14 protein-coding genes and 1 tRNA gene are annotated in these 12,702 nt (G+C 55.8%); 5 read left to right on the forward strand and 10 right to left on the reverse strand.

The annotated features are described in order from the left end of the window. Position 1: 1 nt before the first annotated feature. The gene (locus ACA056_RS19965; protein WP_497267171.1) at positions 2–394 is read left to right on the forward strand and encodes a hypothetical protein; all 393 of its coding nucleotides are present in this window, start codon (positions 2–4) and stop codon (positions 392–394) included. A 135-nt stretch (positions 395–529) separates the two neighbouring features. Next, complete coding sequence (locus ACA056_RS19970) at positions 530–1,000, forward strand: hypothetical protein (protein ID WP_497267173.1); 471 nt, start codon at positions 530–532, stop codon at positions 998–1,000. 576 nt (positions 1,001–1,576) lie between these two features. On the opposite strand, the gene ACA056_RS19975 is transcribed toward ACA056_RS19970, so the two are convergent. From ACA056_RS19975 to ACA056_RS20005, 7 genes are all read right to left on the reverse strand, one after another. Continuing rightward, complete coding sequence (locus tag ACA056_RS19975) at positions 1,577–1,789, reverse strand: hypothetical protein (RefSeq protein ID WP_497267174.1); 213 nt, start codon at positions 1,787–1,789, stop codon at positions 1,577–1,579. A gap of 92 nt (positions 1,790–1,881) precedes the next feature. After that, positions 1,882–2,064, reverse strand: a complete 183-nt coding sequence (locus tag ACA056_RS19980; RefSeq protein ID WP_497267176.1) for a hypothetical protein — start codon at positions 2,062–2,064, stop codon at positions 1,882–1,884. A gap of 127 nt (positions 2,065–2,191) precedes the next feature. Then, positions 2,192–2,620 carry a glycine zipper domain-containing protein gene (locus ACA056_RS19985; protein ID WP_497267178.1) on the reverse strand — a complete coding sequence of 143 codons (429 nt, stop codon included), beginning with the start codon at positions 2,618–2,620 and terminating at the stop codon, positions 2,192–2,194. A gap of 183 nt (positions 2,621–2,803) precedes the next feature. Beyond that, on the reverse strand, positions 2,804–3,175 hold the full coding sequence (locus ACA056_RS19990; RefSeq protein WP_017337435.1) for a hypothetical protein: 372 nt from the start codon (positions 3,173–3,175) through the stop codon (positions 2,804–2,806). A gap of 665 nt (positions 3,176–3,840) precedes the next feature. After that, positions 3,841–4,161 (reverse strand): YbjQ family protein, encoded by a 321-nt coding sequence (locus tag ACA056_RS19995; protein WP_497267180.1) that lies wholly within the window; start codon positions 4,159–4,161, stop codon positions 3,841–3,843. 234 nt (positions 4,162–4,395) lie between these two features. After that, complete coding sequence (locus ACA056_RS20000; RefSeq protein ID WP_082459027.1) at positions 4,396–4,578, reverse strand: hypothetical protein; 183 nt, start codon at positions 4,576–4,578, stop codon at positions 4,396–4,398. Between the two features lie 328 nt (positions 4,579–4,906). After that, positions 4,907–4,996 (reverse strand) — tRNA-Ser (locus ACA056_RS20005). A gap of 307 nt (positions 4,997–5,303) precedes the next feature. Between ACA056_RS20005 and ACA056_RS20010 the strand changes: the two genes are divergently transcribed. The 3 genes from ACA056_RS20010 (at position 5,304) to ACA056_RS20020 (ending at position 8,064) form a co-directional block, all read left to right on the forward strand. Then, on the forward strand, positions 5,304–5,993 hold the full coding sequence (locus ACA056_RS20010) for a crotonase/enoyl-CoA hydratase family protein (protein ID WP_497267182.1): 690 nt from the start codon (positions 5,304–5,306) through the stop codon (positions 5,991–5,993). A 214-nt stretch (positions 5,994–6,207) separates the two neighbouring features. After that, positions 6,208–6,930 carry a 1-acylglycerol-3-phosphate O-acyltransferase gene (locus ACA056_RS20015; protein ID WP_497267184.1) on the forward strand — a complete coding sequence of 241 codons (723 nt, stop codon included), beginning with the start codon at positions 6,208–6,210 and terminating at the stop codon, positions 6,928–6,930. A 162-nt stretch (positions 6,931–7,092) separates the two neighbouring features. Then, positions 7,093–8,064 carry a magnesium and cobalt transport protein CorA gene (locus tag ACA056_RS20020; protein WP_497267186.1) on the forward strand — a complete coding sequence of 324 codons (972 nt, stop codon included), beginning with the start codon at positions 7,093–7,095 and terminating at the stop codon, positions 8,062–8,064. Positions 8,065–8,172: 108 nt separating this feature from the next. On the opposite strand, the gene ACA056_RS20025 is transcribed toward ACA056_RS20020, so the two are convergent. The 3 genes from ACA056_RS20025 to ACA056_RS20035 all read right to left on the reverse strand — a co-directional run bounded on the left by ACA056_RS20025 (position 8,173) and on the right by ACA056_RS20035 (position 12,379). Continuing rightward, the gene (locus tag ACA056_RS20025; protein WP_497267188.1) at positions 8,173–8,901 is read right to left on the reverse strand and encodes an amidotransferase; all 729 of its coding nucleotides are present in this window, start codon (positions 8,899–8,901) and stop codon (positions 8,173–8,175) included. A 95-nt stretch (positions 8,902–8,996) separates the two neighbouring features. Further along, positions 8,997–11,141: a 3-hydroxyacyl-CoA dehydrogenase NAD-binding domain-containing protein gene (locus ACA056_RS20030; RefSeq protein WP_497267190.1), complete on the reverse strand. Its 2,145-nt coding sequence runs from the start codon at positions 11,139–11,141 to the stop codon at positions 8,997–8,999. A gap of 32 nt (positions 11,142–11,173) precedes the next feature. Further along, positions 11,174–12,379 (reverse strand): acetyl-CoA C-acetyltransferase, encoded by a 1,206-nt coding sequence (locus ACA056_RS20035; protein WP_497267192.1) that lies wholly within the window; start codon positions 12,377–12,379, stop codon positions 11,174–11,176. Positions 12,380–12,702: the final 323 nt, after the last annotated feature.

A 12,702-nucleotide genomic window follows, 5' to 3' on the forward strand; every position in this document is an offset into this window, starting at 1 on the left:
CATGAAAACAATAGAAATATCTATCAACGCCCACGGAGTTACTCAGAAGGCCGCTATCGAATGCGATCGACAAAACCGGACCTTAACTTACATATTGGAAAACGGCTTAAGAAAAACATATACAGCCCATGATATTTACGTATGCCTTGGACTGTTACGAGCCGATTTTCCAGAAACAAATTTTTTATGCAAAGGGGCCAAACTCAACGTTTACCCCTCACGTATGTCATCGCAAATGTCTGCTGGGGTAGTGGCATATGAACTACACATGGGCAAACCCGCCGAACTGGAAGATATCGTAAATATTTTCGACTATGAAGAAAACGACATCACACAGGATATTCAACAACAAATGGATTACTACAAGCGATGGATTGAGTCACTTACAGAATAAATCTGACTTATATCTGCCTAAAATCACCCAACACAAAAAGGTAATTGATGGCGTTGAATGGCAAGTGATCAAAGAAACGATCAGATCACCTCATCCTATCCAACGGGAGGTAAACCGTGAGGAAAGAAGATAAGAATGGCACTTTTCAGAAGCTTGAGGCCTGTACTGGTGATTCAGAAAACTCCACGCCAAACCCAAGCAGGAGATAAAATGGAAACCACCAAAATATCCATAGTCATTGACGGCCATAAGGAGCAGGCACAACTGCAATATGATGCTGCCAAAATATTTATAATCTTCACAATGAAAAATGGTTTCCGTAAAAAATATGAAAGCGAAGATCTCTACTTATGCCTGGCAAAAATCAGACATGATCTTCCACATATAAAATCCCTATGCAAAGTATCCAAACTTAATGTAACCCCATCCAGAATGTGTTCTCAAATGAGTGGTGGATTCGTCGCATACGAACTAACAATGGGAAAACCCGCAACATTCAACGACATAGTTCACATATTCAATTACGAGGAAAATGATATTGCACAAACATTGGAAGAGCAGAAAGAATTTTATAAAACCTGGCTACAATCGCTAAAGGCGGAATAATAAAAAACAAAATGGACAGATCTTTTTATTATGTCCATCGAGCTAAGCGCCCTGATCGCCGTTCAAAACATAATCAACAAGGATTATTCTCTGCGGTCAAAATCCATCTTGGCGCCACGAAAGCCCAGCAATTTGCTGGGCTTCAAATTGAGATGCCTGACAACTTAACCCCCAGAACTACCGGATCCTCCAGACCCGCTCCCAGAACCGCTCCCACTCGAATCTCCACCACTCATCGCCCCGCTTCCCTTCTCCGGGCTGGTGCTACTTCCATTTGCATCACCACCATTCCCACCCTTAATAGTGCCAGGCGGAAGCGCCTTCTCGTCCGCGGAACCCGCATTCATTTCTGAATAAGGCGGCATCCCGCCCTTATCCACAGGTGCATCGTTGCCGGAGGACTGAGCAAACGCCGACATTGAACCAGCCAACAACACGCCGATCACCGTCAGGGCCGTCAATTTTGACCTGATCATGGTGTATCTCCTTTAACAAGGTGCGTACCTGAACTCTGGCAGCCATCGCTTTTTTAAGGTGCCGCACAATCGACGAGCGGCGCAGCGCCACAGCGTAAGTTCAGATCGGTTCGTTTGAGCCGTCTTCACCGGCAATGTCCGGGTCGTGAGGGTGACCTTCCACATCCCCACGCTTCACTTCATCAGACGGCAACTGCTCTACAGCCGTGTCGTCATCAGGCGGACGTTGATCACGACTTAGGGGATCGGTCGGTGAAGGCAGCGGATATTCGGGAGTTTCGTCAATGTCGGAGTCTTTCGGATCAGCGTTCATAAAGCACCTCTCGAAGGGCCTGAAAAGCAGGCCCTGAAGTTTCGAGGATTGCGCCATGCATTGCGTTCGATCAGAGAGACGATCGGTCGAGGTCAATCTTCGTCCTCTTCCTCGTCTTCGAACTCAACATTTCCGACGTCGCCCGCATCATCGGAATCATTGAGCGGCACTGTTGCGTCATCCATCAGTGAGCCTGGGTCTTCGTTTCCTGGATCGTTAATGAACGGAAGCCCGCTTGTGCCTTTTTCTTCCTTGCCTTCGGTTTCAGGAGTCATGGCATACCTCACAACATTCTGGGTGTATGAAGTTCGAGGCGACGGACGACCAAACGTTCCAGAATCCTACGACCAGAAACGAAAAACCCGGCGCTAGGCCGGGTTTCTGGTGTAGTTCGATGTCGAATCAGTGATGTTTATTCTTGTGCTTGTTTTTATGCTTATGCTTGTGGCCGCTACCGGAATGTGAACTGCCGCTGTCGCTACCCAAGTTGTTGCCTACCGCCCCACCCGCCGCGCCGCCCAGGCCTGCGCCAATGGTCGAACCGGTAGAACCACCGAGGCTATTGCCGATCACCGAGCCACCGGCCGACCCCAGACCACCACCAATAGCCGCTTCTGTGCGACTGCCTTTGTTCGCGCCGACCGCGCTACCTGCCGCGCCGCCTACACCGGCGCCAATCGCGGCACCCGTGCTGCCGCCCATTTGCTGGCCGACCACGTTACCTAGCGCACCGCCAATACCACCGCCAACTGCAGCGGTGCCGTCACCGGCGGCCATTGCACCTTGAGCGACCAAAAGTCCCAGAACCAACGTGGACAATGTCAAACGCATGATATGAACCTCTAAATTCCGTATCGGGGGTAAGAGAACGCGTTACGGATGGCGTGAGTCTAGCTTTTTCATCACACCAACGCTGATCGTTGGACAGCGGTAGAGTCAAAGAGCGTGAAGAAGAAATATCCAGATACGAAAAACCCGGCATCAAGCCGGGCTTTTTGAGCTGATCGATCAAGATCAGTGACGCTTGTGACCTTTGGCCAGGTTGCTGCCCACGCCGCCGCCCAATGCGCCGCCCAAGCCTGCACCGATGGTGGAACCGGTTTTGCCGCCCAGGCTGTTGCCAATGACCGAACCGCCGGCCGCGCCGACACCACCACCAATGGCTGCTTTAGTGCGGCTGCCTTTGCGTGCTGCAACAGCACTGCCGGCCGCGCCCGCTACACCAGCACCAATCGCTGCCCCGGTGCTGCCGCCCATGCTCTGGCCGACCACATTACCCAGCGCGCCACCCAAACCACCACCGAGGGCGGCAGTGCCATCACCCGCAGCCATCGCACCTTGAGCAACCAAAAGCCCCAGAACCAAAGCAGGCAGTGTTAAACGCATGACAAGAACCTCAAAAAAAGGGGTAACCGAAAGGGGCGAGATTGAATGCTTTCGGGGAGACAAAGTCCAGACACGCACGGGTACAACCTCGCAATAGGCGACGGTTGGACAGCGTTTTTAGAAAAGGTTTTATGACAGGCAAAAAAAAGCCCGCTGGGGAACGGGCCAGGTACTGCTTTCTAACGGATGAGTTGAGCCTACGTAGGTAGGTGTGAAAAGTTTGTGAAAAAAAATACCAACAGTGGGTTGTACATCTGTAGTCAAAATCCCAACAGCCAACCTTGTGAAAATAAAAACCCCGCTCAATGGCGGGGGGTGTCCGGTTGACGGTTACTTCCTGGAAGACGGCATCCTCTTGGGCAAGAATTTCGACTTTACAGTTCGGGGCGCCTTGGATTTCAATTTGGCGACCTGGGTTCGATCTTCACCAAAGCCCGACACGTACTCCGCTTGACCACACTGCACGCAACTGTTGATCGGAAACTCAGACCCGTCGTCTTCGATATACGAATCAGCCATACCTTTCCCCTCTCAAAAAAGGGTCGACACCGGCAAGCCCTATTTGCCTTAAAAATATCGACCTTCAACGCTTTTGAGACTAGTCAGTCATTACCGGACTTGTAGTTCAGATCATTGCATCCCCGACGAACGGCCTCGTGACTCACTCACCTCAACTTCACCGCCGTCCCGGTCACGAACACCACCACCATCCCGCCCTTCCCGGCCGGCATGCTGATCTCATAATCAAGCCCCACCACCGCATCAGCCTGAAGTTCCCGCGCACGCTCCTTCAACTCGTCGGTTGCCTGAATCCTTGCTTCCTTCAACGCCCGCTCCAATGTCTGAGAGCGCCCACCGAAAAAATCCCGCATCCCGGTGAACATATCGCGGATAACGTTGACACCCTGCACCGACTCGGCACTGACGATGTCCAGATAGGCGGTGATTTGTCGGCCTTCGATGGTGTGGGTTGTGGTGGTGATCATTAAATTTCCCTCTTCATGGCTCGGGGGATAATTACTCGTAGATGCAACACGGCGGTGAGGGAAATAGCTATGCGGCGGGAAGCGGCGCGAGGGTGAGACATTGTGTCGATTCCATTCGAGAGGGTTTGGGTAGTCCAACAGGTGAAACGAAGAAACTGAAGATCGTGCTTTTCAGAGGATTGAACAGATCGTCCCGAAAAAGGAGCCAAGAGATGCAAAGTCGTCGCCAAGGTATTAGAGCAGCTTGACCAACACAGTTGTGACAGTGGCCACCGTGCCAATCAACCCAGTCGCCACAGCCACCGGATACCAAAAAGTTTCACGGGTCATCTTCCCGGCCTCGGCGTTCAGCTTGCGCTGCTCAGCCATCAGTTTGACGATCTCCACATGAACCTTTTCCAGCTCTGCCTGTTCCATGGTGAATTCCTGCATAACGTGCGTTCGACCTTCCAGATAATAGGCCGCGTCATGTGCTTTGCCCGTTGATTCATTGTGTCCTCAAAAGGCGCAAAGCGAATATCCCTTCCGAAACGGCTCGTGTCAGGTGCTAAAACTTATGGAAGCACCCAACTACCTGGCTTTCCAGCATTACTTCCCACATGCCTATCACCCGTCCTACATAAATTTCGGAAGCACCTCCGCCAATGGGCTTGGGTCAATAACATGCCACCCACGAAATCCAGACGCCAGAAACCACAAAACCCCTGACTTCTCTCGAAATCAGGGGTTTTGGTTACATCGAATTTGGCGGTGAAGGAGAGATTCGAACTCTCGATACAATTTCTTGTATACACACTTTCCAGGCGTGCTCCTTAAGCCACTCGGACACTTCACCGTATCTCGTCAAACATGTTCTGTCTGTCGAGGCGCGCTAATGTAGTCGAAAGCTTTTCCGATGGCAAACTTTTTTTGCAGAATTTTCATGCGCTTAGCGTTTTAGTCGTTCGAGCAGGTTCCAGTCCATGGCAAACACGCCAATCTCCGGCTTCGCGCCCGCATCTATATAGAGGGGAATGCGCGGCTGACGTGGCGGGCGGCGCTTGCCGGGCGGGGAAAGGGTGACTGGGCGGTCAGTCACGGCGCTTTACCTGGCCTGCGGCGGTGGGTAACGTCTGCCCTACTTTATTGAAAGGAATAGCGTCATGAGTGAGTTGATTTCCTACCATCTCGAAGACGGTATCGCGACCCTGACCTTGAGCAATGGCAAGGTCAATGCCATCTCTCCGGACGTGATTGCTGCGTTTAACACCGCGCTGGATCAGGCGGTGACTGATCGTGCGGTGGTGATCATTACCGGTACGCCCGGGATTCTGTCGGGCGGTTATGACTTGAAGGTGATGACCTCCGGCCCTAAAGAAGCCGTGGCGCTGGTGACTGCCGGTTCGACGCTGGCCCGTCGTCTGTTGGCGCACCCATTCCCGGTGATCGTCGCGTGCCCTGGGCATGCGGTGGCCAAGGGCGCGTTCCTGCTGTTGTCGGTGGATTACCGCATTGGTGTCGACGGCCCGTTCACCATTGGTTTGAACGAAGTGCAGATCGGCATGACCATGCACCACGCCGGTATCGAGCTGGCCCGTGACCGTCTGCGCAAGTCGGCGTTCCACCGCTCTGTGATCAACGCTGAGATGTTTAATCCGCAGAGCGCCATGGATGCCGGGTTCCTCGACCTGGTAGTGTCAGCCGAAGAGCTGCAAGGCGCGGCGCTGGCGGCGGCTCGTCAGTTGAAGAAGATCAACATGACCGCTCACAAGAACACCAAGCTCAAAGTGCGCAAAGCGCTGCTGGAGAGGCTGGACAACGCGATCATCCAGGATCAGGATTTTTTGGTTTAAACCCAAACGTGCCGCACCGAAAAGCCCGACCGTCGTGTCGGGCTTTTTCTTACGCGCTCCGTTGAAAAGCCTACAACCGCTCTAGATCGCGTCTGACCCATAAGTCGGAAACATGCGCTCAAACATCGCCCATCTCCCACCTCTATTGTGGTAATTGCCGAAAACAGTGCACATCCGTACACTGCGCCACCTTTTGTCCCGGTGGGGCCAGTAAATGCTGTTTGTGTTTCGTATGTTATTGATGGGCCTGCACTTTATCCTGGCCGGTGTACTTGGGGTGATGCTCGGCCTGTGCCGACCGTTCAATCCGGACAACAGCCGATTGTGTGCGCGTCTTTATGCGTGGCCGGCGATGTGCATTTTGCGTCTGCGGGTGAAGGCCGACGTCGGACCGCTGATGGATAAACCCGACAGCTGCGTGATCATCGCCAACCACCAGTCCAACTACGATCTGTTTGTGTTCGGCAACGTGGTGCCCCGCCGCACTGTATGTATCGGCAAGAAGAGTCTGAAGTGGGTGCCGCTGTTTGGTCAGTTGTTCTGGCTGGCGGGCAATGTGCTGATCGATCGCGGCAATGCGCAGAAAGCGCGCCAGTCGATGCTGACCACTACCCACACGTTACAGAATGAAGACACTTCGATCTGGGTCTTCCCGGAAGGCACGCGCAACCTGGGCGAAGAGTTGCTGCCGTTCAAGAAAGGCGCCTTTCAAATGGCCATTGCCGCCGGCGTGCCGATTGTTCCGGTGTGTGTCAGCAGTTACGTTAAACACATGCGATTGAACCGTTGGCGCAGTGGGAAGATTCTGATCCGCTCGTTACCGGCAATTCCTACAGCTGGATTGAGCCTGGATGACATGCCGCTGTTGATTGCCCAGTGCCGCGAGCAGATGCGCGAGTGCATCGCTTCGATGGATCGGCAACTCCAAGCCGCGTAAAAGAAACCCGCCTTGTGCGGGTTTTCTTTTGCCTGCGAGCTTTTGCCTGCGAACTCAGCAGATTTCACTGACTCTCAAGCAGCAGACAGGGCTAAGCTGGACACTGCCTGCCACTGCCATCTTCGCTAATAGAAAGCTGCCAATAAGAAGTGAATCACTATCATGGGTAGAGTTGTTGCTGCTGCGGTTTACAGCGCCGGTAAGAAAGTCACCAATATCACCCTCGACGAAGGCGCCGCCTGGGCTGCAAAGCCTGGCCACTTTGTCTGGATCGGCCTCGAAGAGCCGAACGCCCAGGAGCTGTTCAATCTGCAACGCCAGTTCAACCTGCACGAACTGGCCATCGAAGACGCCCTGGAAAAACACAGTCGACCGAAACTGGAAACCTTCGGCGACGCGCTGTTCATCGTCACGTATTCGCCGATCAGGAATGAAGGCAAACTGGAGTTCATCGAGACTCACATCTTTGCTGGCAACGGCTACATCATTACCGCACGCAATGGTCATTCAGCGTCCTACGCCTATGTCCGACAGCGTTGTGAGGCGCGTCCGCTGTTGCTGGAGCACGGGGAAGATTTCGTACTCTATGCCATCCTCGATTTCGTGATTGAAAACTACCAGCCCATGGGCGAAGCGATCCATGCCGAGATCGATGAGCTCGAGAGCAACGTCATGTGTAGCTCCCTGAACGAGCGCGACATTCAAAAACTCCATAGTCTGCGCCGAGATGTATTGCGTTTGCGTCGTTATGCGGCGCCGATGGTAGAGATTGGCGAGGAACTGCAAAAGCTCAACTTTCCGTTCATCGACAAAAACATGCGGCCGTACTTTCGCGATGTGCAGATCCACGTGACGCGGCAGATGGAAGACCTGACGACCCTGGCGGACATTGCCAGCCAGACCATTCAGGTTGGGGTATTGCTGGAGGCGTCACGCCAAAGCGTGGTGCAGCGCAAGTTTGCGGCGTGGGCGGCGATTCTGGCGTTCCCGACGGCGGTGGCCGGGATATACGGGATGAACTTCCAGAACATGCCGGAGTTGAGTTGGCATTACGGGTATTTCGGGGTGTTGGGGTTTATTGCAGTGGGCTGTGTGAGTTTGTGGGCGAGCTTCAAGAAATCGGGGTGGTTGTAGCCATTACCGCGGTGCCTGTGACATTCGCGAACAAGCCCGCTCCCGCAATGATCTCTGCAACACCGGAGATCCACTGTGCGAGCGGGCTTGCTCGCGAAGCTTTGGACTTTAAAGCGCTTCAGTTGATGGCTTATGCGCCACAAACCGCATCATCCACTCCGCAACGGTAGTGCCGTGATGGTCGTGCTCAAGGCTCGCCATACCTTTCGAATAAATCTGCTCGCCCAGCGCTTCCTGACGAATATCCAACAATGCACGCGAGTAATCGTGAATGAACTCCGGATGTCCCTGGAAGCACAGCACCTGATCGTTGATGTGGTACGCGGCGAACGGGCAGAAATCGCTGGAAGCGATGACCGTGGCGTTTTCCGGGAGCGCGGTGACCTGGTCCTGATGGCTGATCAACAAAGTCAGTTCTTCCCTCACCGGGCTCATCCATGGCGCCTTGGCGGCGAGTTTGTAGTTGTGGGTGCCGACGCCCCAGCCTTGGGTCGCACGCTCACTCTTGCCGCCCAGCAGCAGCGCCAGCAGTTGATGGCCGAAGCACACGCCCAGCAGTTTGTCGCCACGCTCGTAGCGGGTCAGCAGGTAAGCCCTGAGGGTTTCAATCCACGGGTCGGTGCCGAAGGAATCGGCCTTGCTGCCGGTGACCAGGTAGGCGTCGAAGGTCAGCTCATCGCCGGGATATTCGCCCTGCATCACGTTGTACACGGTGAACTCGGCAGCGATGGGTTGCTGCGAAAACAGACGCTGGAACATCTGCCCGTAACCCTGATATTGATCGACCAGTTCCGGACGCAGGATGTCGGTTTCCAGAATGCAGATGCGTAACGACATAAAAAATACCTGACACGTGATGGGAATAATGCACACCCCAGAGCCTGCCTTGAAACACAGTGGCAAGGCAAGCCCCGGAATGCGTCACCCGTCCCCTAGAACGCCTCCCCTTTAGCCGCTTTCTCCAGCAATAGCGCAGGGGGTGCGAATCGCTCGCCATACTGCTCCGCCAGGTACTGGGCGCGGGCGACGAAGTCTTTCACGCCGTACTGGTTGATGAATTGCAGCGCGCCGCCAGTCCAGGTGGCGAAGCCGATCCCGAAGATCGAGCCGACGTTGGCGTCCGCCGTCGAGGTCAACACACCCTCTTCCACACAGCGCACGGTTTCGATGGCTTGCACGAACAGCAGTCGATCACGCACGTCCTTCGGCGAAATCTGCCCGTCAGCCTTCTCGAAACGGCTTTTCAGCTCTGGCCACAGATGCTTCTGCCCATGGGCCGGATAATCGTAGAAACCACCACCAGCAGCCTTGCCCGGACGCTTGTATTCGTTGAGCAGCAAGTCAATCACGGCGAACGCCGGGTGCTCAATCAGCGGTTTCCCTTCTGCTTGCAGGTCTTTGGCGGTTTGCTGACGGATATGGCTCATCAGGCTGAGGGAAACTTCGTCGGAGATCGCCAGAGGTCCGATCGGCATGCCGGCCTTGCGCGCTTCGGTCTCGATCATCGGCGCGCTCACGCCTTCGCCCAGCATGGCGATACCTTCATTGGTGAATGTGCCGAACACCCGCGAGGTGAAGAAACCGCGACTGTCGTTGACCACAATCGGCGTTTTCTTGATTTGCAGGACGAAATCGAACCCGCGAGCCAGGGTTTCGTCGCTGGTGTGGGCGCCTTTGATGATTTCCACCAAGGGCATTTTCTCCACGGGGCTGAAGAAATGCAGACCGATGAATTTGCTCTGATCCGGCACGGCGGTCGCGAGGCCGCTGATTGGCAAGGTCGACGTGTTGGAAGCAATCACCGCATCCGGGCCAACGACTTTTTGCGCCGCCGAAGAGACGCTGGCTTTCAAATCGCGATCTTCAAACACCGCTTCAATGATCAGATCACAACCAGCCAGGTCGGCATCGCTTTCAGTGGGGTGAATTCGCGCCAGCGTTGCATCGCGCTGATCGGCACTCAATTGACCACGAGCAACCTTCTTGTCCAGCAGCGCCGCCGAATGAGCCTTGCCTTTCTGTGCCGCCGCAAGATTGATGTCCTTGAGCACCACATCGATGCCGGCCGACGCGCTGACAAAGGCGATGCCGGCGCCCATCATGCCTGCGCCCAGCACGCCCACCCGACGCGTCACGTAAGGTGCAAAGCCCTGGGGCCGCGAGCCGCCGGCATTGATTTCGTTGAGCTGGAACCAGAACGTGCCGATCAGGTTTTTCGACACCTGGCCGGTGGTCAATTCGGTGAAGTAACGGGTTTCGATCAAGTGTGCGGTGTCGAAATCTACCTGAGCACCTTCCACCACGGCGCAGAGGATTTTCTCTGGCGCCGGCATGCAGCCCTGGGTTTTGCTGCGCAGGATCGACGGCGCAATGGCCAGCATTTGCGCGACTTTCGGATTCGATGGCGTACCGCCCGGAATCTGATAACCCTTCCTGTCCCAGCGCTGCACAACCGAAGGGTTGGCGATGATCCAGGCGCGAGCCTTGGCCAGCAGTTCATCACGATCCGCCGCCAGCTCATCAATCAAACCTGCCTGCAACGCTTGCTGTGGCCGGACTTTCTTGCCTTCGAGCAGGTACGGCAAGGCTTTTTCAATACCCAGCATCCGCACCATGCGCACCACCCCGCCGCCGCCTGGCAGCAGGCCGAGGGTCACTTCCGGCAGGCCGAGTTGCACCGAAGAATCGTCCAGCGCAACCCGGTGATGGCACGCCAGGCAGATTTCCCAACCGCCGCCCAACGCGGCGCCGTTGATCGCGGCGACCACCGGTTTACCGAGGGTTTCCAGGGTGCGCAGCTGCCCTTTGAGCGCCAGCACCATGTCATAGAAGGCTTTGGCTTCGGGCTTGCCGACCTTGATCAGTTCATTGAGGTCGCCGCCGGCGAAAAAGGTTTTCTTGGCCGAGGTGATGATCACGCCGGCGAGGGTGTCTTTGTCGGCAACTAGTCTGGTAACACACGCGGCCATGGCTTCGCGGTAGACCGCGTTCATGGTGTTGGCGCTCTGGCCCGGCATGTCGATGGTCAGGACGACGATCTGGTCCTGACCTTTTTCGTAACGAATGGCTTCAGTCATGATGAAAGTGCTTCCTTGAAGTCGGTCGGGGCTCAGAGGCGTTCGATGATGGTGGCAATGCCCATGCCGCCGCCGACACACAGCGTCGCGAGGCCATAGCGCAGGCGCCGGGTTTCCAGTTCATCGAGCAAGGTGCCGAGGATCGCGCAGCCGGTGGCACCCAGCGGGTGACCCATGGCGATGGAGCCGCCGTTGACGTTGACCTTGTCCGGGTCGATTGCCATGTCCTTGATGAATTTCAGCACCACCGAGGCGAAGGCTTCGTTAACCTCGAACAAGTCAATGTCTTCAACCCGCAGCCCGGCCTTGGCCAGAGCCTTGCGGGTGGCCGGCGCGGGACCGGTGAGCATGATGGTCGGGTCGGTACTGGTGACCGCCGTGGCGACGATCCGCGCCCGCGGTTGCAAACCCAGCGCCCGGCCCTTGGCCTCGGAGCCGATCAGCATCAGCGCCGCGCCATCGACGATCCCGGAACTGTTACCCGCCGTGTGCACATGGTTGATCCGCTCAACATGGCTGAAGACCCGAAGCGCGGTGGCATCGAAGCCCATTTTCCCGATCATCTCGAAGCTCGGCTTGAGCTGGCCCAAGCCTTCCATGGTCGATCCGGCGCGGATGAATTCATCGTGATCGAGCAGGATGATGCCGTTCTGGTCCTGCACTGGCACCAGCGATTTGTTGAACGAACCGTCGGCCCTTGCCCGCGCAGCCTTTTGCTGGGAGTGCAGCGCATAGGCATCAACGTCCTGACGGCTAAAGCCTTCGATCGTGGCGATCAGGTCAGCGCCCACGCCTTGAGGGGCGAAATGGCTGTGAAAACTGGTTTCCGGGTCCTGTGCCCAGGCGCCGCCATCGCTGCCCATCGGCACGCGAGACATGGACTCGACGCCGCCGACCACCACCAGGTCTTCGAAGCCGGAACGCACCTTCATCGCGCCGAGGTTCACCGCCTCCAGCCCCGAGGCGCAGAAGCGGTTGATCTGCAAACCCGCCACGCTGACGTCCCAATCCGCCACCTGAGTCGCGGTTTTGGCGATGTCGGAACCCTGGTCGCCGATGGGCGTCACGCAGCCAAGTACCACATCGTCGACCTGACTGGTATCGAGGGACGTGCGCTGTTGCAACGCCGTGAGCAGCCCGGCTACCAGGTTTACCGGTTTGACGCTGTGCAAGGCGCCATTGGCCTTGCCTTTGCCGCGGGGCGTGCGTAACGCGTCGAAAATTAAAGCTTGGGTCATGACGTCCTCGAACCTGAGCGGGGAGTAAATGCAGAGTCCCCACCTTAGGCCGAGCAGGCCTGGATTCAATGACCGCAGTGCTCACAGACGTTGACGGTCACGCTCAGACGGACGGTAGGCAGCGACCGAATTAACCGATTCAGGACACCAAGCTGTCTAGCAAACGGGCGCCCAAGAAGCTGGCAATAGGCCTCATGCCTTTTTAAGAGCAATTTATGTGAACTCCATACGAAATGGATCTAAACCAAGCGTGACGCGGGCTCTAAGGTGAACTTGTACGAAGTTGTCGTCGGGTTTTGCCGAGGCGCTCGTCAAACAGGAAG

Source organism: Pseudomonas sp. LBUM1666 (assembly GCF_059695775.1).

Coding starts and splice junctions, on each gene's coding strand:
- ACA056_RS19965 (WP_497267171.1), top strand. CDS start 2: ATGAAAACAATAGAAATATCTATCAACGCCCACGGAGTTACTCAGAAG.
- ACA056_RS19970 (WP_497267173.1), top strand. CDS start 530: ATGGCACTTTTCAGAAGCTTGAGGCCTGTACTGGTGATTCAGAAAACT.
- ACA056_RS19975 (WP_497267174.1), bottom strand. CDS start 1,789: ATGAACGCTGATCCGAAAGACTCCGACATTGACGAAACTCCCGAATAT.
- ACA056_RS19980 (WP_497267176.1), bottom strand. CDS start 2,064: ATGACTCCTGAAACCGAAGGCAAGGAAGAAAAAGGCACAAGCGGGCTT.
- ACA056_RS19985 (WP_497267178.1), bottom strand. CDS start 2,620: ATGCGTTTGACATTGTCCACGTTGGTTCTGGGACTTTTGGTCGCTCAA.
- ACA056_RS19990 (WP_017337435.1), bottom strand. CDS start 3,175: ATGCGTTTAACACTGCCTGCTTTGGTTCTGGGGCTTTTGGTTGCTCAA.
- ACA056_RS19995 (WP_497267180.1), bottom strand. CDS start 4,161: ATGATCACCACCACAACCCACACCATCGAAGGCCGACAAATCACCGCC.
- ACA056_RS20000 (WP_082459027.1), bottom strand. CDS start 4,578: ATGGAACAGGCAGAGCTGGAAAAGGTTCATGTGGAGATCGTCAAACTG.
- ACA056_RS20010 (WP_497267182.1), top strand. CDS start 5,304: ATGAGTGAGTTGATTTCCTACCATCTCGAAGACGGTATCGCGACCCTG.
- ACA056_RS20015 (WP_497267184.1), top strand. CDS start 6,208: ATGCTGTTTGTGTTTCGTATGTTATTGATGGGCCTGCACTTTATCCTG.
- ACA056_RS20020 (WP_497267186.1), top strand. CDS start 7,093: ATGGGTAGAGTTGTTGCTGCTGCGGTTTACAGCGCCGGTAAGAAAGTC.
- ACA056_RS20025 (WP_497267188.1), bottom strand. CDS start 8,901: ATGTCGTTACGCATCTGCATTCTGGAAACCGACATCCTGCGTCCGGAA.
- ACA056_RS20030 (WP_497267190.1), bottom strand. CDS start 11,141: ATGACTGAAGCCATTCGTTACGAAAAAGGTCAGGACCAGATCGTCGTC.
- ACA056_RS20035 (WP_497267192.1), bottom strand. CDS start 12,379: ATGACCCAAGCTTTAATTTTCGACGCGTTACGCACGCCCCGCGGCAAA.